Source organism: Lacticaseibacillus camelliae DSM 22697 = JCM 13995, assembly GCF_001436615.1.
In the GTDB taxonomy this organism is placed as follows: Bacteria; Bacillota; Bacilli; order Lactobacillales; family Lactobacillaceae; genus Lacticaseibacillus; species Lacticaseibacillus camelliae.
This window is the reverse complement of record NZ_AYZJ01000029.1, coordinates 13244-35920: the sequence shown is the minus strand read 5'-3', so window position 1 is coordinate 35920 and position 22677 is coordinate 13244. Positions and strand designations below refer to the sequence as shown.

Annotated in this window: 24 protein-coding genes; 5 read left to right on the top strand and 19 right to left on the bottom strand. The window is 56.8% G+C overall.

The annotated features are described in order from the left end of the window. Positions 1-39: 39 nt before the first annotated feature. The 9 genes from FC75_RS06185 to FC75_RS06145 all read right to left on the bottom strand — a co-directional run bounded on the left by FC75_RS06185 (position 40) and on the right by FC75_RS06145 (position 9927). Positions 40-594: an NYN domain-containing protein gene (locus FC75_RS06185; RefSeq protein WP_056989416.1), complete on the bottom strand. Its 555-nt coding sequence runs from the start codon at positions 592-594 to the stop codon at positions 40-42. After that, positions 595-1392, bottom strand: coding sequence for a 23S rRNA (guanosine(2251)-2'-O)-methyltransferase RlmB (gene rlmB / locus FC75_RS06180; protein ID WP_082623118.1), 798 nt, complete (start codon positions 1390-1392; stop codon positions 595-597). After that, a complete protein-coding gene (locus FC75_RS06175; RefSeq protein WP_054662422.1) occupies positions 1364-1792 on the bottom strand; it encodes a Mini-ribonuclease 3 in 429 nt (142 codons plus the stop codon). The genes rlmB and FC75_RS06175 overlap by 29 nt, the downstream gene beginning before the upstream one ends. Continuing rightward, entirely contained in the window at positions 1789-3192 is a 1404-nt protein-coding gene (cysS, locus tag FC75_RS06170; RefSeq protein WP_056989415.1) for a cysteine--tRNA ligase, read from the bottom strand. The genes FC75_RS06175 and cysS overlap by 4 nt, the downstream gene beginning before the upstream one ends. Positions 3193-3281: 89 nt before the next feature. Continuing rightward, complete coding sequence (gene recQ, locus FC75_RS06165) at positions 3282-5045, bottom strand: DNA helicase RecQ (RefSeq protein WP_056989414.1); 1764 nt, start codon at positions 5043-5045, stop codon at positions 3282-3284. Positions 5046-5165: 120 nt separating this feature from the next. Next, positions 5166-6656 carry a glutamate--tRNA ligase gene (gene gltX, locus FC75_RS06160; protein WP_056989413.1) on the bottom strand — a complete coding sequence of 497 codons (1491 nt, stop codon included), beginning with the start codon at positions 6654-6656 and terminating at the stop codon, positions 5166-5168. A gap of 137 nt (positions 6657-6793) precedes the next feature. Then, complete coding sequence (locus FC75_RS06155) at positions 6794-7957, bottom strand: PIN/TRAM domain-containing protein (RefSeq protein ID WP_056989412.1); 1164 nt, start codon at positions 7955-7957, stop codon at positions 6794-6796. Positions 7958-7975: 18 nt separating this feature from the next. Continuing rightward, positions 7976-9355, bottom strand: coding sequence for a DNA repair protein RadA (radA, locus tag FC75_RS06150; RefSeq protein ID WP_056989411.1), 1380 nt, complete (start codon positions 9353-9355; stop codon positions 7976-7978). A gap of 32 nt (positions 9356-9387) precedes the next feature. Further along, a complete protein-coding gene (locus tag FC75_RS06145) occupies positions 9388-9927 on the bottom strand; it encodes a dCTP deaminase/dUTPase family protein (RefSeq protein WP_054662428.1) in 540 nt (179 codons plus the stop codon). Between the two features lie 130 nt (positions 9928-10057). Here FC75_RS06145 and FC75_RS06140 point away from each other — a divergent pair, with 130 nt between their 5' ends. Together FC75_RS06140 and FC75_RS06135 are read left to right on the top strand one after the other, a co-directional pair. Next, entirely contained in the window at positions 10058-10348 is a 291-nt protein-coding gene (locus tag FC75_RS06140) for a GNAT family N-acetyltransferase (protein ID WP_054662431.1), read from the top strand. A 128-nt stretch (positions 10349-10476) separates the two neighbouring features. After that, positions 10477-11823 carry a C1 family peptidase gene (locus FC75_RS06135; RefSeq protein WP_056989410.1) on the top strand — a complete coding sequence of 449 codons (1347 nt, stop codon included), beginning with the start codon at positions 10477-10479 and terminating at the stop codon, positions 11821-11823. A gap of 61 nt (positions 11824-11884) precedes the next feature. Here FC75_RS06135 and FC75_RS06130 read toward each other — a convergent pair whose 3' ends face one another. Continuing rightward, on the bottom strand, positions 11885-12565 hold the full coding sequence (locus tag FC75_RS06130; RefSeq protein WP_056989409.1) for a 2,3-bisphosphoglycerate-dependent phosphoglycerate mutase: 681 nt from the start codon (positions 12563-12565) through the stop codon (positions 11885-11887). 113 nt (positions 12566-12678) lie between these two features. Here FC75_RS06130 and FC75_RS06125 point away from each other — a divergent pair, with 113 nt between their 5' ends. Further along, positions 12679-13482 carry a homoserine kinase gene (locus tag FC75_RS06125; RefSeq protein WP_056989408.1) on the top strand — a complete coding sequence of 268 codons (804 nt, stop codon included), beginning with the start codon at positions 12679-12681 and terminating at the stop codon, positions 13480-13482. Positions 13483-13519: 37 nt separating this feature from the next. Here the strand turns inward: FC75_RS06125 and FC75_RS06120 are convergent, their stop codons facing one another. The 6 genes from FC75_RS06120 to proB form a co-directional block, all read right to left on the bottom strand. Next, a complete protein-coding gene (locus tag FC75_RS06120) occupies positions 13520-13756 on the bottom strand; it encodes a CsbD family protein (RefSeq protein ID WP_054666408.1) in 237 nt (78 codons plus the stop codon). 94 nt (positions 13757-13850) lie between these two features. Beyond that, a complete protein-coding gene (locus FC75_RS06115) occupies positions 13851-14129 on the bottom strand; it encodes a hypothetical protein (protein WP_054666403.1) in 279 nt (92 codons plus the stop codon). A 74-nt stretch (positions 14130-14203) separates the two neighbouring features. Continuing rightward, positions 14204-14455: a hypothetical protein gene (locus tag FC75_RS06110; RefSeq protein ID WP_056989407.1), complete on the bottom strand. Its 252-nt coding sequence runs from the start codon at positions 14453-14455 to the stop codon at positions 14204-14206. 187 nt (positions 14456-14642) lie between these two features. Continuing rightward, positions 14643-15605, bottom strand: coding sequence for a serine hydrolase (locus tag FC75_RS06105; RefSeq protein ID WP_156314503.1), 963 nt, complete (start codon positions 15603-15605; stop codon positions 14643-14645). Between the two features lie 281 nt (positions 15606-15886). After that, the gene (locus tag FC75_RS06100) at positions 15887-17128 is read right to left on the bottom strand and encodes a glutamate-5-semialdehyde dehydrogenase (RefSeq protein ID WP_056989406.1); all 1242 of its coding nucleotides are present in this window, start codon (positions 17126-17128) and stop codon (positions 15887-15889) included. After that, on the bottom strand, positions 17125-17937 hold the full coding sequence (gene proB, locus FC75_RS06095; protein WP_056989405.1) for a glutamate 5-kinase: 813 nt from the start codon (positions 17935-17937) through the stop codon (positions 17125-17127). The genes FC75_RS06100 and proB overlap by 4 nt, the downstream gene beginning before the upstream one ends. A 436-nt stretch (positions 17938-18373) precedes the next feature. Between proB and FC75_RS06090 the strand changes: the two genes are divergently transcribed. Then, positions 18374-19465, top strand: coding sequence for a glycosyltransferase (locus tag FC75_RS06090; RefSeq protein ID WP_054664720.1), 1092 nt, complete (start codon positions 18374-18376; stop codon positions 19463-19465). Between the two features lie 38 nt (positions 19466-19503). On the opposite strand, the gene FC75_RS06085 is transcribed toward FC75_RS06090, so the two are convergent. Next, entirely contained in the window at positions 19504-20028 is a 525-nt protein-coding gene (locus FC75_RS06085; RefSeq protein WP_156314395.1) for a GNAT family N-acetyltransferase, read from the bottom strand. Between the two features lie 83 nt (positions 20029-20111). Here FC75_RS06085 and FC75_RS12925 point away from each other — a divergent pair, with 83 nt between their 5' ends. Beyond that, positions 20112-20345: a hypothetical protein gene (locus tag FC75_RS12925; RefSeq protein ID WP_156314394.1), complete on the top strand. Its 234-nt coding sequence runs from the start codon at positions 20112-20114 to the stop codon at positions 20343-20345. Positions 20346-20363: 18 nt separating this feature from the next. Here the strand turns inward: FC75_RS12925 and FC75_RS06080 are convergent, their stop codons facing one another. Together FC75_RS06080 and FC75_RS06075 are read right to left on the bottom strand one after the other, a co-directional pair. Beyond that, a complete protein-coding gene (locus tag FC75_RS06080; RefSeq protein WP_156314393.1) occupies positions 20364-21599 on the bottom strand; it encodes an ABC transporter permease in 1236 nt (411 codons plus the stop codon). Beyond that, a complete protein-coding gene (locus tag FC75_RS06075) occupies positions 21592-22491 on the bottom strand; it encodes an ABC transporter ATP-binding protein (RefSeq protein ID WP_054664707.1) in 900 nt (299 codons plus the stop codon). Before FC75_RS06075 ends, FC75_RS06080 begins: the two co-directional genes overlap by 8 nt. Positions 22492-22677 lie beyond the last annotated feature (186 nt).

Below are 22677 nucleotides of genomic sequence, written 5' to 3'. Positions count from 1 at the left end.
AAAATGGCGGCGCCTCGCGATTGCGAGGCGCCGCCATTGTTATTTATGGCCATTCTTTTTGTCTTCGGCTTCACGGCGCGTCAGTTTGCGCCGGGCGTGGTCGAGTTTTTTCAGCTGGTCCTTGCTCCAGATTTGGTTACGCTTAGGCTCACGCATGATGAACGGGTCAGTGGAGTGATTAAACTCGCGCTCCGAGCGGCGAATCTCCTGGTAAAATTCGCGCGAGGAGATCCGCAGCGCCCCGCGAGAAAACACGGTCCACTGCTCCGCCTGATCCGAGGTCACCACCGACAACTGCACCAGCGGGCCATTCAGGTCGTTGGCCAGCCGCTCGATGTAGGAATCGGCAGTTTCGTCCTGCTGGGTGAACACCACTTTGAGGTTCCACTTCGAGTAGTTCTCACCGATGCCTGGTACGTACATGGCGTCAAACACCACGATCATGTCCGCATTTTCATGGGCGCGGTACTCCGCCAGAATGTCCAGCAGCCGGTCGCGCGCGGCGTCAAAGTGACCGGTAGCCTTGAGCTTGGCGAGCTCAGGCCAGTTGCCGATCACGTTGTACCCGTCCACGAGCAGCAGGTGCCGGCGCATCTACTTGCCTCCGCGGCTGGTAAAGCCCTGATACATCAGGATCCCCGCCGCCACTGAAGCGTTGAGACTCTGCACATGGCCCACCATCGGAATGGTCAGTGTCGCATCCATCAGCTTGGCCAGGCCCGGGCTGATGCCCTTGCCCTCGTTGCCAATCACCAAGGCGACCTTTCCCTTGGCGTTCCACTGCCGAAAGTCCTGGCCGTCCATTGCGGTGCCAAAGATCCACAGGCCGCGCTCCTTGAGCGTTTTGATGGTTTGCGCCAAGTTTGTGACCCGAGCCACCGGGACGTGCTCGATTGCGCCGGTAGAGACCTTGGCGACTGTGCTGGTCAACCCGACCGCGCGGTGCTTGGGGATAATGATACCATCCACGCCCACCGCATCGGCGGTGCGCAGGATCGACCCCAGGTTCTGCGGGTCCTCGAGATTGTCGAGAATCAAGAAAAACGGGTCGTGGCCTTCGGCGTGCGCGAACAGCTCATCAATGGTCGCATACGCATACGGGGCCATGGCCACCATCACGCCCTGGTGATTACCGCCATCCGTCAGCAGGTCCAGCTTAACTTTAGGCACCTGCGAGACCAGAATCTTTTGCTTTTTGGCCTTTTCGACGATCACGCGCACGGGATCAGAATTGAGATCCTTTTGCACAAACAACTTGTTGATGGTCTTGTTCGACCCCTCGCGCAGTGCCTCTTCGACCGCGTGGCGGCCGAACACGAACTCGTCCTGGTGCGCCTCATCGGTCGGCTGATCGCGGCGCGGATCATTTTTCCGCGGGTTTGATTTGACCATGGCCAGTGCCTCCTTCTTCAACGTAATCAATGCACCAAACCGCCAGCTGCTCAATGCGGTCGGCCTGCCCGGTTAGCTTCAGGTAGCCGAACAGCGCCTCAAAGCCGGTCGAAATACGGTAAGTCACCACGTCAGTGTGCTTGGCGTGCGTATAGCTTTTGGCGTTGCGCCCACGCTTGTAATAGTCCCATTCCGTCTCCGACAGCAGCGACTGCGCTTCCATGCCATCGATCAGCTTAGCCTGGGCCTTGGCCGACACGAAGGACTTCGCCGCCTTTTGCAACTGATTGGGCCGCACCAAACCGCGGTCCAGCAAGTGCTGGCGCACATAAACTTCCCACACGGCATCCCCCAGGTAAGCCAGGGCGATCCCGTTCAATTGTTTTGCATCTGCGCTCATTTGCGGCGCCACCTCGTTCCTTGTGCGGTATCTTCTAGTAAAATGCCCTGCGCTTGCAACTCATCGCGAATTTCGTCACTCTTGGCAAAGTCCTTGGCCGCGCGCGCGTCATTGCGGGCTTTGATCAGCGCTTCGACGTCGGCATCCAGGAGGTCTTGCTTGAACGCGATCCCGAAAATGGCCAGCCACGCGGCCTGCTTGGCCAACATGTGCTGAAGCGTCGTTTGGGCGACCGTATTGGCAGCCGCTGTTTCATTCATCAACTTGGCTAGCTCGTAAACCACGGCCAGCCCATTTTGCACGTTGATGTCGTCATCCATTGCCGCGACAAAATCATTTTCCAGCCCGTTCAGCTTGGCCTCCAGCGCGGCATCGGTGCCAGCCGCGGCATTTTTGAGCCGGTAGCTGACCGCATCGCGCGCGATTTTCAGCCGCTCCAAGTTGCGCTCGGCCTCTTTCAGCCCGGCCTCGGAGTAACGAATCGGCCGCCGGTACTGCGTTGATGCCATCAAAAAGCGTAGGACCTGGGGGTCGACTGTCTTCACAATGTCATGCACCGTGATGAAGTTGCCCAGCGACTTGCTCATTTTCTCGTCGTCTTCGCCAATGGTCACAAACCCGTTGTGCATCCAGTAATTAACGAACTTCTGACCGGTTTCGGCCTCGCTTTGGGCGATCTCGTTTTCGTGGTGGGGAAATTCCAGGTCCTGACCGCCGCCGTGAATGTCAATGGTCTTGCCGAGCAGCGTCGTGGACATCACCGAGCATTCGATGTGCCAGCCCGGCCGCCCAGCCCCCCAGGGAGAATCCCAGGAGATCTCACCAGGCTTGGCCGCCTTCCACAGGGCAAAGTCGATGGGATCCTCCTTGCGTGCGGTTTCCTCATCGGCCACGTGCTGCGAGGCGCCCTGCTCCAGCTCATCGACTTTCTTGTTTGAGAGCTCCCCATAACGGGCAAATTTCCGCGCACGATAGTAGACGTCACCATCGGCTTCGTACGCGTACCCTTTTTTGATCAGGTCTGCGACAAACGTGATGATCTCAGGAATCATCTCACTGGCGCGCGGGTGTGCCGTCGCCGGCTCGATGTTCAGCTTGGCCGTGTCTGCCATGTACGCGTCAATGAAGCGCTGCGCCAAAGCCAGCGGCGCCTCGCCGGTCTCGTGCGCGGCATTGATGATCTTATCATCCACATCGGTGAAATTTGAGACGTAATCTACCTTGTAGCCGCGGTACTCAAAGTAGCGGCGGATCGTATCAAACGCGATCGCACTTCTGGCGTTCCCAATGTGGATGTAGTTGTATACCGTGGGGCCACAGACGTACATTTTGATCTCCCCTGGCACCAGCGGTTTAAACGGCTCTTTGTGCCGCGTTAATGTGTTGTAGAGCTGAAGCATAAAATGGCCCCTTCCTTTAGTCGCGCTCAAGCCAGCGCTGCGCTCGCTTGAGCAGCCTTCTTTATTCTACGCGATAAACCTTGGTGTGACTAGCTTGCCGCCAGCGCCTGGAGAAAGACTTTGCCGTATTTTTTCAGCTTAGCCTCGCCGACCCCTTTCACGTTGAGCATTTGGGCCTCGTCCTGCGGCTGAAGCAGAGCCAACTGCCGCAGTGTGTCATCGGAAAAAATGACGTAAGGCGGTACGCCTTGCTTCTGCGCCAACTCGTAACGCAGTGCCCGCAGTTTCTGGAACAGGTCGTCATCCACGGCGACGCTCGCCCGCGCCTTCACTGCCTGCTTGCGCGAGACTTTGGCGCCGCCGCGCAGCACATCGGCACCGAGCTGGGTGACCCCGAGCGTCGGATACTGGCCGCCTTGCGCTTCCAGGTACCCGCCTGCGGTCAGAAAGTCGATAAAACTGGCAATGTCCTTTTTGCGCATGCTGGCCATCAGCCCGTACGTGGACAACTCGGCAAAGCCAAACTGCCGGATGCGCTGATTGTTCGAGCCAGCCAGAACGTCGGTGACCATGCCCTTACCAAAACGGCCGTGCAGCCGCACGACACAGGACAGGACTTTTTGTGCGGACTCGGTGACGTCCACCGCCTCGCGCGTGTCCAAACAGTTCGAACAGCGCCCGCACGGCTCAGAGGCCTGACCGAAGTAGCGGAGGATGAACTGCTGCAGGCAATCACCGGTGTTGGCATACTGGTTCATCACCTGGAGTTTGCGGTACTCATTTTGCTTATAGTCTTCGTCGCCGTCACTTTGATCGATGAAAAATCGGCGAATGCCCAAGTCGTTGGGCGCGTATAGCAGAATGGCCTCAGAGTCCAGGCCGTCACGACCGGCTCGCCCGGCCTCCTGATAGTAGGATTCCAAGTCGCCAGGCACCTGCGCGTGGATCACAAAACGCACGTTGCTCTTGTCGATGCCCATCCCAAACGCGTTCGTTGCGACCATCACCAGCTTGCGGTCAAACAGAAAATCCTCCTGATTGTCGTTGCGCTCAGTTTCCGGCATGCCCGCATGGTACTTGGCCACGCTGATGCCGTGGCGGTCCAATAGCAGGTACAGCCGCTCGACCTCCTTGCGCGTGGCGCAGTAAACAATGCCGCTTTGGTCCTTATTCAGTTTCAGATAATCGAGCAGGTAAGCGTCCTTATCCTGCCCCTTGACCACCTGAAAACTGAGATTGGGCCGCGCAAACCCGGTGTTGATGAACCCGGCCGGTGGAATGCTCAGTCGCTGGCCAATATCTTCTGCGACGCGGGTCGTGGCTGTGGCCGTCAGCGCGATCACCGTGGGGTGTGACGGCAGCTCCTGCGCGATACGCGTCAGTTCCAGGTAGCTGGGGCGGAAAGCGTGACCCCATTGCGAAATGCAGTGCGCCTCGTCCACCGCCAGCAGGTCGATCCGCAGCCCGCCCAGCTCCTGCAAAAAGCCGCTGAGCTCGAGCCGTTCCGGTGCCACGTAGAGCAGCTTGTACTCCCCGCGCCCCGCAAGGTCTAACCGGTAATCCGCCTCGCGCGGATCGACAGTCGAGTTGATGTAAGTGGCCGGGATCCCGTTTGCGTTCAGCGCGTCGACCTGGTCCTTCATCAGCGCAATCAGCGGCGACACCACCACCGTGAGGCCGTCTTGCAGCAGCGCCGGGATCTGGTAACACAGCGACTTGCCCCCACCTGTCGGCATAATCACGAGCGTGTTTTCATGGTTGAGCACCCGCTTGATCGCGCGGCCTTGGCCCGGGCGAAAGTCGTCATACCCGAATTTTTCTTTTAAAATGCTTTGCGGAGTTGCCGCTGCCATGGTCCATCCCCCTGTTCGTATCTCACCATTTTACCCGTGAAAAGTGGCCCTGTACACCTGACAGATTCCGTCATTGCACGCAAAAACCGCTCACCCGTGGGCAAGCGGCAAAGCCAAAACTTATTTTTCCAGGGCGTTGATGACGTAATCCATGTTGGCAAGCACTTTCTCGCGGCCCATCAGTTCGATGGTCTCGGCGAGCTGCGGCCCGTGCATTTCGCGCGTGGTGGCGATGCGGACGGGCATGTAAAGCTTGCGGCCCTTCACGCCGGTTTCAAGCCGCACGTGGTAGACGGCCTGGTTAATGTAGTAAGCGGAGAACGTCGGCAAAGCACGCAACTTCTCCTGTGTCAGCTTGAGCACCTGAAGAGCATTGTCGTCAGCAAGCTCCTTCATGTCTTTCTCATCCAGTTCCTTCGGCTGTTCGAAGAAAATAGTCGCTAGGTCACTGATCTGCCCGGTGTAACTCATTTGCGGGATGTACAAGGAAATCAGCTGACGTGCCCACTCAATGGTCGAAGGATCCGGGTCCTTAGCCAGGCGGCCGGACTCGATTAAGTTATCCACGGCCAGCGCCGTCAGCTCGTTGGGATCGGTCTTCTTGATGTACTGGTTGTTGACCCATTCCAGCTTCTTTTGGTCGAAGCGGGCAGGCGACTTGCTCAGGCGAGTTTCGTCAAACAGTTTGATGAACTCCTTGCGCGTAAAGATCTCATCTTCACCTTTTGGCGACCAGCCAAGCAGGGTGATGAAGTTGAACATCGCGTCTGGCAGGTAACCGAGTTCTTTGTACTGCTCAATGAACTGCAGCACAGACTCGTCGCGTTTGGAGAGCTTCTTGCCCGTGGCCCCGTTGATGATCAACGTCATGTGACCAAAGACTGGTGGCTGCCAGCCAAAAGCTTCGTAAATCGCCATTTGCTTTGGCGTGTTGGCGATGTGGTCGTCGCCGCGCAGCACATGGGAAATCTGCATCAAATGATCATCGATGACCACGGCAAAGTTGTAGGTCGGCATCCCGTCAGCCTTTTCGATGACAAAATCGCCGCCAATAGTGTTGCCATCGATCGAAATGTCACCCTTAACGATGTCGTTCCACTCGTACGTGTGATCCGCTGGAATGTGGAAGCGAATCACTGGCTTCAAGCCCTTGGCTTTCGCCTCGGCGATTTTGGCCTGCTTTTCGGCCTCAGTCAGCCCTTCGTATTCGTAAACGTAATGCGGAGCCTCGTGAGCGGCCTTTTGGGCGTCGCGGTCGGCCTGCAGCTCTTCCTCAGTCTTGTAGGACTCGTAGGCGTCACCCTTGGCCACAAGCTCTTGGATGTACTTGTGGTAAATGTCCTTGCGTTCAGACTGCCGGTACGGGCCGAAGTCGCCGCCCTTGTCAGGGCCTTCGTCCCAATCAATGCCAAGCCAGTGCAGGTTATCGATCTGACTTTTTTCACCATCCGCAATGTTGCGCTTGGTGTCGGTGTCTTCGATCCGCAGCACCATTGTCCCGTTGTAGTGACGGGCGAACAAGTAGTTGAAAAGCGCCGTGCGGGCGTTGCCGATGTGCAAGTGGCCGGTTGGACTTGGTGCGTAACGCACCCGAATTGGTCGATCTGACAAAATATGATGCCTCCATTTTTTGTGTGTCTTGTAACCGTCCCGAGTTTGCGCCCAGAACATGCATTGCTAGTGTACCACAAGGCGCAGGGCCTTTCAGTGCACCAACTTAAAAAGCCCGCGCCAGGCGGACTTTCAGTTTACTTTTTGCCCTTACCATTCTTAGAGCCAGACTTCGCCTCGTGCTTTTCATCCTCAGCTTTCAGCGACTGCTGCTGATGGGCAGGTTTAGCAAAAATCATCCGGCCGGCAGCGGTCTGAATGGCCGAGGTCACGATGACCTCCAGCGGCTTATTCATGAAGTACTGGCCGTCCTCAACGACGACCATCGTGCCGTCCTCTAGATAGGCGACCCCTTGCTGACGCTCAGTGCCTGACTTGATGACAGTGACGGTCATGCCTTCACCAGGAATTAAGTCGGGTTTCAAGGCGTTAGCCAGCTCGTTAATATTGAACACTGGCACATTCTGGAACTGGGCAACCTTGTTCAGGTTGAAGTCGTTGGTGACGACCACCCCGTCCAGCATTTTGGCCAGCTTCAACAGCTTCGAATCGACTTCGGTCATGTCCTCAAAATCCCCGTCGTACATCTCGACGTTGATCTCAGGATCTTCCTTCATCGAGTTAATGATGTCCAGGCCGCGCCGGCCGCGGCCGCGCTTTAACGCGTCGGCGGAGTCGGAGATCAGCTGCAGCTCGTGCACAACGAAGGTCGGCACCAGCAACGTGCCTTCCAAAAAGCCCGTCTTGGCAATGGCCTGCACCCGACCGTCGATGATGACCGAGGTGTCAAGGAGCTTATACTTGTGAAAGTTTTCCCCGGCCTTGCGATCCAGTACGGACTGACTGTTGTCATCCGGCTTTCTGTCCCGGTTGCGCACACCGAACAACCGGCGCCATTCCTCACGACGCGTCGTGCCGATGCGAAACCCGAAGTAGCCGAAAATCAGCATCAAAATCAGCGGCAGGATGGTGCCCAGAGGCGCAGGAAGTCTGGAAAAGAAAAGCGAAATAATGGCTGCAAACACGAGGCCAATGATGGTACCTAAACTGCCAAACAACAGGAACGATGGTGACTTTGCGTTCATGGCTTTCTCGGCTTGGTCAAGCTTGCGCAGAATCCAGCCGGAAAGCAGCTCAGAGAGCATCAAGAACACAACAATGCCAATCAAACTGTCAACAATGACATTATTCAACCACGCGATCTGATCGAGCTTGACCAGCCCCCACAGCAGTGGCATTACGCTGGCCCCAACGCCGATCCCGATCAACGCGAACAGAATGTTGATTACACGTTTTTTCATATCGTTCCTCCTTTCTTTTTATTTTATAAACACGCGGTCCAGCGCGTCAGCAACGCTCGCCACACCGATTACTTTGATTTTATCACGCGTCGGCAGCCCCTGCAGGTTATTCTTCGGGATAAAAATCCGTTTGAACCCGAGTTTGGCAGCCTCCTTAATGCGATCCTCGATGCGGTTCACGCGCCGCACCTCGCCAGTCAGCCCAATCTCCCCGACGAAACAATCAGTGGGTAAAATCTCGCTGTCCCGGTACGAGCTGGCGATTGCCATGGCCATGGCCAAATCGATGGCCGGCTCGTCCAGCCGCACCCCGCCGGTCGCCTTCAGGTAGGCGTCCTGATTCTGGAGCATTAAATTGGCCCGCTTTTCCAGCACTGCAATGATCAGCGACACCCGGTTGTGATCCAGGCCGCTGCTCGTCCGCTTGGCGTTGCCATACATGGTTGGCGTCATCAGTGCCTGAATCTCTACCAAGATCGGCCGGGTGCCTTCCATCGACACCACCACGGCCGAGCCCGTTGCGTTGGGCAGCCGTTCGTCCAAGAACAGCTCCGAAGGGTTGGCAACTTCCTCCAGCCCGTCTTGGTGCATCTCGAAAATGCCGATCTCGTTGGTGGACCCGTAACGGTTTTTCACCGAGCGGATCATCCGGTAAGTGTGATGCATGTCGCCTTCAAAGTACAGCACCGTGTCTACCATGTGCTCAAGGATCTTGGGCCCGGCGATCGCGCCTTCCTTAGTGACATGGCCGACGATGAAAATGGTAATCTGCTCGGTCTTTGCAATCTTCATCAGCTCTGCCGTCACCTCGCGGATCTGGCTGACTGAGCCGACTGCCGAATTCATCTCGGGAACGTTCATGGTTTGCACGGAATCAATGATGACGTAATCCGGCTGCATGTCGTCTATTGCCTGGGAAATACTTGGCATGTCCGTTTCCGGATACAGGTACATGCCTGAATTACCCACGCCCAGCCGCGTCGCGCGCAGCTTGATCTGGGCGGCACTTTCCTCCCCGGAAACGTATAACACCTTGGCGCCTTTGCTGGCAAGATGACCAGAGACCTGAGTCAGCAGCGTCGACTTGCCAATGCCAGGATCGCCGCCGATCAGAATCAATGACCCAGGCACGATGCCACCGCCCAGCACGCGGTCGAGTTCCCCGAGATCTGTTTTGACTCGCGGCTCTTTCTGCATCGACACTGCGCTCATCAGCATCGGCTTGACCTTGTCACCCGCACTGGTCCGGCGCGGCGTCGCGGCGGCCTTCGCCGGTGTCTGACTTTGGGTTTCTTCCACTAAAGAGTTCCAGGCCCCGCAATTAGGGCAACGGCCAAGAAAGGTGGCTGAAATGTAACCGCAGTTCTGGCACACGTACTGAGTTTTAACTTTGGCCATGGGCCGCCTTCTTCCTATTCTTTGTGAGCCGCTTATCGCCCAGTCGACCCAAACCCGGCAATTCGCTTAGCGCCGGTGCCGGTGTCCCCATCGGCAAGCAAATACGGCATGAATATGCCTTGGCCGATGCGCTCTCCTTGCTCGATCACGACGTCGCGCGGAGAAAAATTCACCATCTGGATAAAAATTTCGCCCTCGTTGTCGGGATTCCCGTAATAGTCCGCATCAATCACGCCGATCCCGTTGGGAATCACCAGTCCGCGCTTCAGCGGATTGCTGGAGCGATTGGCCAGGATCAACACCTCATTGGGCTGCATGTAAGCCTTAACGCCAGTCGGCACGAGCAGGGGCTTCAGAATCTTGCCTGCCCGCTGCAAGTCACTATCCGTCAGCGGATGCTCGTTTTTGATCAGCCGAAACAGTCGAATAAAGTCGTAGCGCCAAATGCTTTTCAGCACAAAGTCTTCACGCGCGAAAAAGTCGTACCCCGCCGCGTTTTTTGTCTGCCGTGCGGGCAACTTGACCCCGGCATTTTGGTAGGCTGAAACAATCTCAAATCCTCGAGTGCGCATAGTCCCCTCCATTTTTTCAGTGTGAATCTATCATACCACCTTACGTCGCCTCGGCGGCTTTTTGAAGCGGTTTCTTGGCTTAATCCTAAGGAATTGATATAATTATTGTCATTAAGAGAGGAGTGGCAAAATGGCGTTTCAACATGAACCAGGCCGGTATTTCATGAACGACGAAAACGGCAAACTGATTGCTGAAGTCACTTACCAGGAGATTGACGATGGCCAGAACTTCGTGATCGACCACACCTTTGTGGATCCGGTGCTGCGCGGCCAAGGCATCGCCGGTAAGCTCGTGCGGGCGGTCGTCGACGAGGCGCGGGCCACAGGCAAGAAAATTGAACCCCTGTGCACCTTTGCCCGCCACGAGTTCGCCACCAAAGAGGCGTACGCTGACGTCCTGCGCCCCACCCCGACAGATTGATCAGGTCGACCGCTGCGGTGGTCGGCCTTTTCTTGAGTGCCCCTCTTCAAACTGTGAGGGCGTTATGCTAAAATGTGGAAGTCTGTTAATATTTCATCATTTTCTAATGAAAAAGGAGTGAAGTGCATATGTCAAAGGCAGTTACTGCTGAAGACCTCGCAAAGTACCAACAGGATCTTGAAAAGACCCCCGCTTCTGCCGCGATTCAAAAAGCGGTCATGAACAATGGGGTGTTGAAAAGTGCCGAGAACACTGCAAGTCAAACCACGATGACTCAGACCTTCTCCATTGATTTGAGTACTGGCAAGGTTGCGGACCAGAAACAGTCTGGGCGCTGCTGGATGTTTGCCGCGCTGAACACCATGCGCCACAGCATTCAAAAGCAGTTCAAGATTAAGGACTTCGAGCTTTCCCAGAACTACACATTCTTCTGGGACAAGTTTGAAAAGTCGAACTACTTCTATGAAAATGTCATCAAGACGGCCGACCAGGACATCGATTCACGCAAGGTGGCTTGGCTGATGGCCAACCCTCAGGGCGATGGCGGTCAGTGGGATATGCTGACGGCCCTCATCGACAAATACGGGATCGTGCCGAAGTCTGTGATGCCTGAAACATACTCCTCCAGCAAGTCCAACGAAATGAATTCGGTCTTGAACCTGAAGCTGCGCAAAGACGCTGTCACCCTGCGCAAGTTGGTGAAAGACAAGGCTTCCGACGCCGACATCGAATCAGCCAAGGACAAGATGTTGTCCGAAGACTACCGGATCCTGGCCTACACGCTGGGTGTGCCACCGACCAAGTTCGACTTCGAGTACCGCGACGATGACAAGAATTACCACATCGACCGCGACCTGACTCCCAAGGCGTTCTTCGCCAAGTACGTGGGCTGGGACACTGATTCCTACCAGTCACTGATCAACGGCCCAACCGCCGACAAGCCATTTAACCACCTGTACACGGTCGAAATGCTCGGCAACGTTGTCGGCGGCCGCGAAGTCCGTCACTTCAACGTTACTTCCGAAGAAATGAAGCGACTGGCCATCAAGCAGCTTGAAGCCGGCGAAACGGTCTGGTTCGGCTCTGATGTCGGCAAGTCTTCTGATAGCAAGCTTGGCATCATGGATCCAAAGCTGTACGACAAGAACGCCCTCTTCAACACCAGCTTTGACATGACCAAGGCTGAGCGTCTGGATTACGGCGAAAGCCTGATGACCCACGCGATGGTCCTGACTGGTGTCGACATCGTTGACGGCAAGCCGACAAAGTGGAAGGTCGAAAACTCTTGGGGCGAAAAAGCCGGCCAAAACGGCTACTTCGTTGCTTCCGACGAATGGTTCTCCGAATTCGTTTACCAAGTCGTCGTCAACAAGAAGTATTTGTCCGCTGACGAACAGGCCACAATCAAGGCTGAATACGATCACCCAACCGTCCTGAAGCCTTGGGATCCGATGGGCGCTTTGGCTTCCAAGTAAGCCAACCCACCAAAAAACTGCGAACACTTTAAATGTGTTCGCAGTTTTTCTTTGCCTAAAATCATGAGACGGTCAGAATGTCTTTGGCCAAGATGTTCAGCTGAGCGTCCAGCGTGTAAATAATGGGCTGGGCGTTTGCGACCTCGACGCGGTCGATCCCAGTGTCGGAGATTTGCTCCAGGTACTTGATGAGTGCCCGCAGGGTGGACCCGTGGGCGACCACCAGTTGATTTTCTCCAGCAAGCAGCCGCGGGGCGATTTCATCCAGCCAGTACGGAATGAGCCGCCGCTCCGCGTCCTTGAGGCTTTCACCCCGGGGAATGATGGTCACCGGAAAGCTCTGGTAGGCCCGGCTGCGCCGCGGCTGCGCCAGCAGCGGCGGGCGGGCGCAAAAGCCGCGTCGCCAGCGAGCCACCTGCGCCTTGCCGAACAGCTCACGTGTCTTGTCCTTGTTCAACCCGCGCAAGGCCCCGTAATGGCGCTCGTTCAGACGCCAGGATTTGGTGATCGGCAGCCAGTTTTGGCCGATCTCATCCTGAACCACGTAGGCGGTTTGAATCGCCCGCTTCAGTACCGAAGTGTGAACGTGGCTGAACGGTAGGGCCAATTTTGCCAGCGCCTGCCCGGCATCATGGGCCTGGTGAACACCAAGTGGCGTCAGCGGCACATCCGACCAGCCGGTGTAAGTATTCGAAAAGTTCGCGGCGCTTTCGCCGTGCCGGATCAACACTAATTTAACCATCACGGCCTCCATATTTTTCCAGTATACCATTTTCGGAAAATCACTCAAAACGCTGGTATATGAGAATACAATTAGATATACTTATTTATATCTAATTAGGTGGGGGCTTGGCCATGGCAATCTGGGTACCAGGAACAATCACATCACGCATTCAGCCGGATCTGGCGCTGGCAATTGACCGTGGCGTGGCGCTGGACATTGGCGAAGAGAGTTTTGAATGGCGCGTGACCAGCAACGACGCCAGCCTTCCTACTGATCAAACCAATCTGATCGTCAGCGTCGCTGAAACGGTGGACCCCTTGCTAGTCCCACATGACCTGACCTTACACACCACGGTCAAGACCGGAGTCGGCTTAGGCGCCTCCCTGGCCGCCACGATGCTGGGCATCGAATTGGCGGCAACCATCGGCGACCAGCCTGTCCCCCTGAGTAAAAAGCTCTCAGTCGCCGACTTTTTTGAGCCCAACCGCGCCGCCATTGAGGCCACGCTGTACGGCGGCTGTCTGGTGTTCAACGGCCCGAAAAACGTCCTGAACTTCGGCACCGAACTGGTACAAGGGGCCATCTACCTGCCTGACAAGGTCGTGGATACTCCGGTACCGCCTGAGCCAACGAAAAGCGCGGCGTCGGCGCAGGCCGTGATGAACGCCATGATGAGCGCAGACGGCGACTGGTTGAGCCGGCACTTCCCGCTCAAAGAGCAGGTCACGGATGATTACTTTCCGCACGCCGAAATGGTCGCCCGCGCCGTGCGGGCTGCGGGCGGTTTTACCACGTTTGTCTCCGCCAACGGCCCGGCGCTGGTTTGTCTCGCCGAAACGCGCAAGGCAGATTTTTTCCCGCAGTTGAAGCGGCGCCTGACTGCCGGGACCGTTGCCCCCTTCCACCTATCACGCAAGGGGGTTTCGCGCATTTGACGCAACAAAAGCCGGGCAGCTGCCCGGCTTTCTTGTCTCAGTGGTGATCCTTGTAGCTGTCAACTGTGTCGTTGAACTTGTCTGCCGCCTTCTCGGTGAGATCGTCGGTGGAATCTTTCGCCTTCCGCTTGGCGTCGGCCACTTTATCCTTCGCCTCGCCCTTCAGTCCTTGGGCTTTGCCCTTGGCTTCAAGCTTTTCATTGCCCGTTGCCTTACCGGTAGTTTCTTTCACTTTGCCAACGACCTTGTCCTTCATTGCATCAAGATCTGCCATAGCTATCCCTCCTTCTTGGTATAACTTAAGTGTACCAAGGATGAGTTGTGCACGGCCAATCAGACGCCTCAAGCCAAAAAAAATAGGCCTCAGCCTACTTCTTTGTGGTCTTCGCCGACCGGTTGTTGCGGCCTGTCGGCTCCTCGGGAGCTGGCGGCTCAACCGCCTGGCCGTCTTTTTTAATGTCTTTGTAGTTAACGACTGTGCGGTTCTTCAGGTCGTCAACGACTTCCTTGTCTGCCTTGTTGAACGAGTCGATTGTCAGCAAAGCCGCATTGGCATACAACTTTTCCACGGTGCCTGTGAAACTCAGTGGCACTTGTTTGCTTTTTTTAACGTCGACCGTCTCGCCGACCGTGATCACTTGGGCCAAAAAAGTTCCCCCTTCTGCCGTGCAACGTTAGGTAACGTTACTTATTATAGCATAGTTGGCCCGCCTGCGGTTGGTCAGCCCGCCGCCTCTTCAGCTGCCGGCTCCGGCTCCGGCTCACCGGCCTTGAGAATCGTCATTTTTTTCAAGGCAATCACGCTTTGAAATAACAGATCGCGCGCATTCATTTGATCGCGCGGATCAAATTCATCGATCGTGACCCATGCGGAGTTCTCGTAGCGTTTGACCACGGTACCGATAAATGGATATTCCATATTGCCGTTAGCCTGGCAGCGAACCACTGCCCCTTTCGTCACAGTCGTTGTCATGTAACCGCCTCCATCCGTTTTGATACAGTGAGTATATCCCATTTATTTTCTTATCGTCAACATAAACAATATATTATTTTTTAAAACTGCCGTTATTCATGGCTGGGAACAACGAGCGCAATTGCCGGCGCTTGAGACAAATAAAAAGCCACCGGGGAAATCTCCTCGATGACAGGAAAATTCGGTGTCAGCCGTAAACGATTGTTTGCACTTGCTTGGCAATGGCTTTGACCTGCGAGAAATCCTGATAGCTGCCATTATCCGTCATGATCACGAGCAGGTACCGATCGCCGTGCGGGGTGGTCACAATACCGGCATCGTTATCCGTACTGCCCAGCCACCCCACCTTGTCCTGAACAACGCTGCCGTTGGCCACTGCACTGGCCGCAGCCGGAATGCCGCTGCGGTATACCTGCTTGCACATCGCGGTCAGCAGCTTTTGGCGCAGTGCGGCATCGGCAAACGGCCCGGTGCCTCGTTCGATGGCCTTCAGCATGGTGAGCAAGTCATTGCTCGTCGTGGTCGCAGTGCCCACGGTTTTAAAGACGTACCCCGTCCCAAGCGTCGCAAAGTAATGATTCAGCGCTGCCGCACCACTTTGCTGCAGCAGACTTTCGGCATAGTCATTCTCGGAGTTCACGATCATCCGCTGGAACCCGTCCTCGTCGGCTGCCGTCCAGGTCTTCACGCCGGTCTCCAGCTCATGAAACAGCCAGGCGGTAATGTAAAGCTTGAACGTTGACGCGGCGACCATGCGCTGATCTCCGTTTTCGGCAACGGCCAGGCTGCCTGCCTGGTAAACCGCCGCGTCAGCCGCTTTAGCCGCGGCACTGCCAGAAACTGGCGCCAGATTGTAAAAACTGACGGCAACGTGCCCGCTTTGAGTCACGCCCTTTAGGTACTGGGTCAGCGTGCGCTTAATTTTAGCGGTCTGATTCCTAGTGCTGGCCGAGGACAATTTGGCCGTTGCCTTAGAGGCCGCCTGACTGGCGCTTGAGGCCTGGGGGCTGGTCGAGCCAGCCGCATCGGCCCCGTCATCGTTCAGGGCGTTGACGGTCAGGCCGATCACCAGCCCAAGCGCCAGCATGCAGGCCAGCGCAAAAGGAATAATGCGGCCCCAACGCGGCTTGCGGTGATTAGATTTTCGCATTAACTCAACTACTCTCTTCGTATATATAAATCAAATAATACAGCTTATCTGTGAGCAATGTTAGATTAAAATAAATATTTTTCACAGAAAACGTGGTGCGCATCGCCACCTCGGCTGCAGTGATTCACTGGCTGAACGGCACCCAGGCGCTGACCATGGTGGCCACGCGCCTTTGAACACTCGCGCCAATGGGGCCATGTTTAACAAAAAAACGTCTCTGCCGCATCGCGCCGGTCCGCAGACCGTGCCTGCCGCAAAGACGTTTTTTTACTCTGAGCGCTTCACTTGCGCACTTGCCCGTTGCCACGAATCTGGTACTTGGTCGTGGTCAGCGCGGTCAGGCCCATCGGGCCGCGGGCGTGCAGCTTCTGGGTGCTGATCCCGATCTCGGCGCCAAAGCCGAACTCCTGCCCATCCGTGAACCGCGTTGACGCGTTCACGTACACGCATGCGGCGTCGACCTGACTAAGAAACTGCTCACCGGCAGCGTAATCGTCTGTCACGATAGTTTCGGAATGCTTCGTGTTGTGCGCGTTAATGTGACCAATCGCTGCGTCCTCTGAATCCACCACCTTGACCGCCATGATTAAATCATTGTATTCGGTGTCCCAGTCTGCGGCCGTGGCAGGCTGCATGCTGGGCACAATCGTCCGCGCGGCCGCATCGCCGCGCAGCGTCACACCGTGCGCCTGAAGTGCCCGGGCCAAGGCTGGCAGGTAAGCAGCCGCCACCCCGCGGTGGATCAGCAGCTTCTCGGCCGCGTTGCAAACGCTGGGCCGCTGCACCTTGGCGTTGACCACAATGGCGGTGGCCATGGTGAGATTGGCTGCCTGATCGACATAAATGTGACAATTGCCGGCCCCAGTTTCAATCACCGGCACCGTCGCCTGCTGCACCACCGCGCGGATCAACCCGGCACCGCCCCGTGGGATCAAAACGTCAATGTAATCGGTCAGATGCATCATTTGTGTTGCCAGTTCACGACCCGGGTCTTCGATCAGTTGCACCGCAGCCGCAGGCAGTCCGGCCTGTGTCAGCGCCGAACGCAGCACGCCGGCCAGCGCGATGTTTGACCGCAGGGCTTCCTTGCCGCCACGCAGGATCACGGCGTTGCCGCTTTTTAAGGTCAACCCGGCGGCATCGACGGTCACATTGGGCCGCGCCTCGTAAATCATGCCGACCACGCCAAGCGGGACCCGCTGTTGCACGATGAACAGTCCCGCCTCAGTGCGCCAGCCTTTGTCCGCCTTGGCCGTCGGGTCATCAAGCGCGGCGACGGCCCGCAGCCCGGCGGCCATGTCAGCCACGCGCACTGCAGTCAGCCTCAGCCGGTCGGTAAATTTAGTCGGCAAGGCGCTGGCCGCCGCCAAATCAGCTGCATTGGCCTCAAGAATCATTGGCGTGGCAGACACCAAGGCCTCCGCCATGGTCAGCAAGGCGGCGTTTTTCTCAGCACTGGACAACTGGGCCAGCTGCTGGGCAGCCGCCTTGGCCGCTTCGCCCATTTTCACTAAATCTGTCATGACTGCCCCTCCTTTGCCTCAAACCAGGTTCCAACAGGCTGACCCGCGAGCACCTGCAGCAGGATCTTGGGGTCTGCACCCGAACACAGCACCATTTGCTTGCCAGCTGCCATCATGGTGCGCGCGGCGTTTAGTTTCGTAACCATCCCCCCGGTGCCAAACCGCGAACCCGCACCGCTGGCATGGACCTGACCAAGCGCAGCTGGGCCAGCCACCACGGGAATCAACGCAGCATCTGGATGCCGCCTGGGGTTTTGATCGTAAAGGCCGGCAATGTCCGATAACACGATCAGCAGATCGGCGTCGATTGAGGTCGCCACCAGCGCGGAGAGCTGATCATTATCCCCAAAGGTCGTTTTATGGTCCAGCTCATCGGTGGCCACGGAATCATTTTCGTTGATGATCGGAATCACGTGCTGGGCCAACAATTGGGTGATCGTGTCCAGCACGTGCTGCCGCGACTCGGGAAAATCGAACACATCGTGCGTGAGCAAGAGCTGGGCGATCGCGGCCCCATAATCCGAGAACCGCTCACCGTACAACCGCATCAGGCTGCTTTGACCAATCGCCGCCAGGGCTTGCTGCTCGGCAATGGCTTGCGGCCGCTCGGTCAGGTGCTGGGCCGCAAGCCCCACCCCGATTGCACCAGACGTGACCAAAACCACCTCGCGGCCCGCATTATTCATTGCGGTCAAGGCGTAGGCCAGCCGATCGATGGTCTGCAAATTCACCCGTCCGCTTTCATGGATCAGGCTGCTAGTCCCAACTTTTACCACCACCCGGTCGCATTGCGTCAGTGCTTCTCGCATTCGAATCCCTCCTGAACAAAAAGCGTCGCTTCGCCGAGGCACCCATCGCTGGGCGGTACCATCCTCGTTCGAAGCAGCGCTTCACACTTTTGACTGAACATTAAAAAGAATTGTAAACTGCGAGTCGGATTCGCGGACTGGGCCGACCTTTCAGTCAAGGGTCGCCTTCCTGTGCGCCGCTACTTGCATCGCAAGTGATGAGGACAGTTTAGCAACTGCCCTAGCCCTTGTCAATCCGACCCACAGGAAAAACGGCAAGACTGAAAGCAAGTCGGGGGGCGTTGGCACATTTGCTGAAAATAAGCGCAGGTGTTAGAATTGACAGTAGGTTAACATAATACGTTAAGCCACACACGATGGACGCCCGGACTCTGAGCGTCTTGTTTTTCCCAGCTGCATAGCCGCGCCCATCGCATCGAAAGGATGGGATTCATCTATGAAGCTTCTATTCATCACGAAATATCAATCGGGCACCGGCGGCACCGAAACGGTGATGGCCAAGACCTTCGCCGGGCTTGCAGACGAAAACGACATCACGTTTGTGCAGGGCATTGCGTCGGCAGACCAGTCCTGGTTGGCGCGCATCGATCCGCGCGTCAAAGTCTTGCGCGGCGTCCGGGGCGGGACGCCGTGGCTGCCCCTTTACACCTGGCGCCTCGCCCACTGCAACGCCGATGTCGTGATCGCAGTCGACTCATTTACCATTAAACTGGCCACCCATCTGCGCACCATGCTGCAAAAGCACTACTGCGTCGTATCGTGGATCCACTTTTCACTACCGGACGCACCGGCCGTTCACGAACAGGAGCTCCTCAAGGCGGATGCGCACATCGCCATTTCCAGTGGTATTCAACGCGAATACCTGCGCTTAGGCGTGCCGGCAGCCCGCATCGGCCTCACATACAACCCCACCGACCAAACCAAGCAGCGGGTGACCCTTGACCAGTCATCGGTGTTTAAACTCGTTTACGTGGGCCGCATTCAGTTGCGCGGGCAGAAAAATCTGCACTACCTGTTCAGCAGCTTGGCCAAGGTCGCAAGGCCGATTCACCTTGACGTGTACGGCGGCGGCCGCGATCTCCCGGCGGCCAAACGGCTGACGCGCCAGCTGGGCATTGCGGCGCAGGTCACGTTCCACGGTTGGACCACCGACGTTTGGACCCACATCAAAAGGGCCAACGCGCTCGTGCTGACTTCAAAGTTTGAAGGCTTCCCGATGGCGCTGCTGGAGGCCCTGACGCGCGGGCTGCCAGTACTCTGTCCGTACCTTGCTTCCGGCGCAGACGACATTGTCGAACCCGGGCGCAACGGTCAACTATATTCTCTAGACGACCCTGACGCCCTCGCCCGACTGCTCAATCAGCCAGAACTCTTTGCCCAGCTGGATCAGCAGCAAATCGTCCAAAGTGTCGCCAAGTTCTCGTACCCGGCGTACATTGCGCGGTACAACCAAGTGCTTGCCCGGTTTGTCCAAATGGGGGCAAGTGGAACGCCGCTTCTTGCCAAAAGTTCGGCTTATTCCGCCTAACCATGACCTAACCGTTCGCCTGTCGCGAACGGCTTTTTTTACTCGGCCAAGTTAAGCTCGTAGGCGAAACACGTGACGACCGGCACCTCAAACGTCCAGCGCACCAGCCCGCGCTGTTTAAATCCCAATTGTGCCAGAATGTGTTGCATGGTGCGATTTTCGGTCTGCGTATCCACGCGCACATTCGGATAAGTCCGTTCGGCCTCAGCAATGAGTCCTTGCATGAAGGGCACACTAAGGTGCCGGCCCTGAAAAGCAGCCGCCATGGCCACACGGTGAATCGTGCTGTAAGGCCCGCCGCAATGCCAGTGACCTTGTTGAATCTGCTCATACACCGGCTCCGGCGCAGTTTCCAAACTGGCATAGGCAACCGCCGTGCCGGCAACGACCAACACCCGGCCAGTCCCTGCCTGAAGATCCTGCTGAATGTCCGCCGAGGCGGGATACGCGGCCTGCCACTGTGGAATGCCTTGCCGCTTGAGCAACGCCTTGGCATCCCCGATGATGGCCATAATGGCCGCAAAGTCTGCCTGGGTCGCGGGCCGAATCATGCTAGAAGACAATACGAAAACTCCCTTGAGTTCAGATTGTCCCTATCCTACCATTTTCACTCCGGCACTTCATCCGCAAATAATTGCACCACTTCATGCTGCGCGATCAACCGCGCCGCACGATCACTCATCGCCAAAAAGCTCACGAGCGCCACCCCTGCCGCGGCTATTCCGCCACTGATTACCCCCATCCTCACCAACCACTTTCCAGGACTTACGCCTTCACCAACGCCTTCAGTATCCGCTGGCAACGTAACGAAATGATTAGCGTCGTGCATCATTTGGGTAAAAAAACAGCCGGTCACGTTGCCATTGTAAAAGCAGCGTGACCGGCTGGCAGGCGCGATTCACTTGGCGCGCAGCAGTGTCAGGCTCTTGCGCAAGGCCTTGAAGATTCCCCCTTCGCTGTAGGTCAAGACATTACCAGCGTAGATCCGCTCTGCCAGCACCGTGAAGCCGCCCAGAAAAACGACGCTGATGGCCAAACTGATCAGCGCCGGGCCCAATGCCGCCTGGCCAATGCCAAAGCGTGCCGGCATGATCATGGGGCTCAGAAATGGCACATAGCTCAAGAACCCAATCACCGGGCCATTGGCGTTGGCCGTCATCAGTGAGGCAAAGTAGCCCACCATCGCTAAGAGAAGCACCGGCTGCAAAGCCTGGCCGGCTTGCTCCTGATTGGCGACCAGTGAGCCACACATAGCGGCCAGCACGGTGTAGCTCAAAATCCCGACAAGGAAAAAGACGACAGAGATCAGCACAAAGCCCCAGCCGATTTGCGCTAAATCAACGGTTGCCAGCAGGTCCTTGACCATCGGGATGGCGTCTCGAAGGAGCCAGACCCCGGCCGCCAGGAGGGCGTAAAGCCCAATTTGCAGGCCCAACAGTGCGGAAACGCCAAGAATCTTACCGTAAAACTGCGTCTGCGGCCGAATCGCGACCAAGATTGACTCCTCAATGCGCGAGCCTTTTTCCGTCGCAATTTCCCCGGCGATGATACTGCCGTAGCTCATCAAGAACATGTACATGAGGAACCCGACTGCCGTGGACAGCCCCTGCTTCATCGCGTCGCTTTTGCCGGCGGTACTGGTCATCTTGCCGCTGTCAGTAAATGCGACAGAGCGGGTCGCCAACTTCGGTGCAGCCAGCAGCCGGTCAAGCTGCGCCTGTGACAACCCCAGCGACTGCGCCACTGCCAGCGTGTTTAGCCCCGCCAGCGTCTGGGTGATTTGACCCGTCGAAATGCTCTGCCCATCATCGCGGCGGTACAGCTTAGCGCTCGCCGTCGTTTTGACCACTAACATGCCGTCCGCGTCTTCCTTTTTCAGCTGCCGCCGGCCGGCCGCTTCGGTCGCGACCGGCACGTAGCGCTGGTTGTCATCGCTTTGCTTTTGCAACGCCGCGGCGACTGGCGCCGGGGCGATCACCACCACCTTCGCCGCCTGCGTCGTCGTGGTCATGTACCACACGATGCCTGCAATCACACCCACGGCCAGCAGCGGCATCAGGACCATCAGCCACCAGGAGACGCCCCGCAGGTTTTTGCGCAGCACCTGGCCGGCGATCAAGTTCATCTTACGCATCGGCTTCACCAACTTTCATCCGGAAAATCTCGTCCAGATCCGGCGCCTGCTGAGAAAATTCCGCGATGTACCCCCCTTGGCTGACCGCCTGAAAAATGTCTCGGCCCGCCGCTGGATCGGTCAGGTGAAGCAGGTAGTGCTCGCCGTGCCTAACCACTGAAGCCACCCCCGGCAGTGCTCTGAGCGCGGCTTCGTCAAGACTCGGCCGCTCCAAGCTGATGCGTGTGCGCCCGTATGAATCGCGAATCTCCTCGACCGTGCCGGCCAGTACGGTCCGCCCGTTTTTCAGCATCACTAGGTGGTCCGAAAGTGCCTCGACGTTGCTCATGTCGTGACTGGAAAAAATAATGGCCGCTCCGCTTTCCTGTAAGGCGCGAATCCCGTCTTCCAACAGTCCCGCGTTGACCGGATCCAGCCCAGAAAACGGCTCATCTAAGATCAGCAGCCGCGGCTGAAAGATCAGTGCGCAAATCAGCTGGATCTTCTGCTGATTGCCTTTAGACAGATCCTTGACCTTGTCTGTTCGCTTACCCTTGACTTCAAAGCGAGCCATCCAATCGGGTAGTGCCGCGTTGACCGCGGCCTTGCTCATCCCGTGCAGCTGGCCGAAGAACTGGACTTGGTTCTCCACAGTCATCTTCGGATAGAGTCCCCGCTCTTCCGGCAGGTAACCGATGATGTCGCGGTTGATCTGCGCGATGGGCTCCCCGGCCCATCGCACCTCGCCCAGGTCTGGGCGGATAAAGCCCAAAATCATTCGGAACGTGGTCGTCTTACCCGCCCCACTTTGCCCGATCAGGCCCAAAATTTCTCCCGGTCGCACCGTGAATGATTCATCTGCAACTGCCAGCTGCTGGCCAAATCGTTTCGTAATGCCTTTTAATTCCAGCATTTCGCACCCCCCTGCTTAAATTAGTCGCTACTTTGACACTACCGAATAAAGTAAACGCTGTCAATCAATAACTTGACCCTTCGGCAGCCACCTGCGGCAAACTAAAAACCGTTTCGGACACGCTCGCAACCTTGTCCAAAACGGTCAGCCTTGAAAATTGATTTTGTTTCACCCACGAGCAAAATC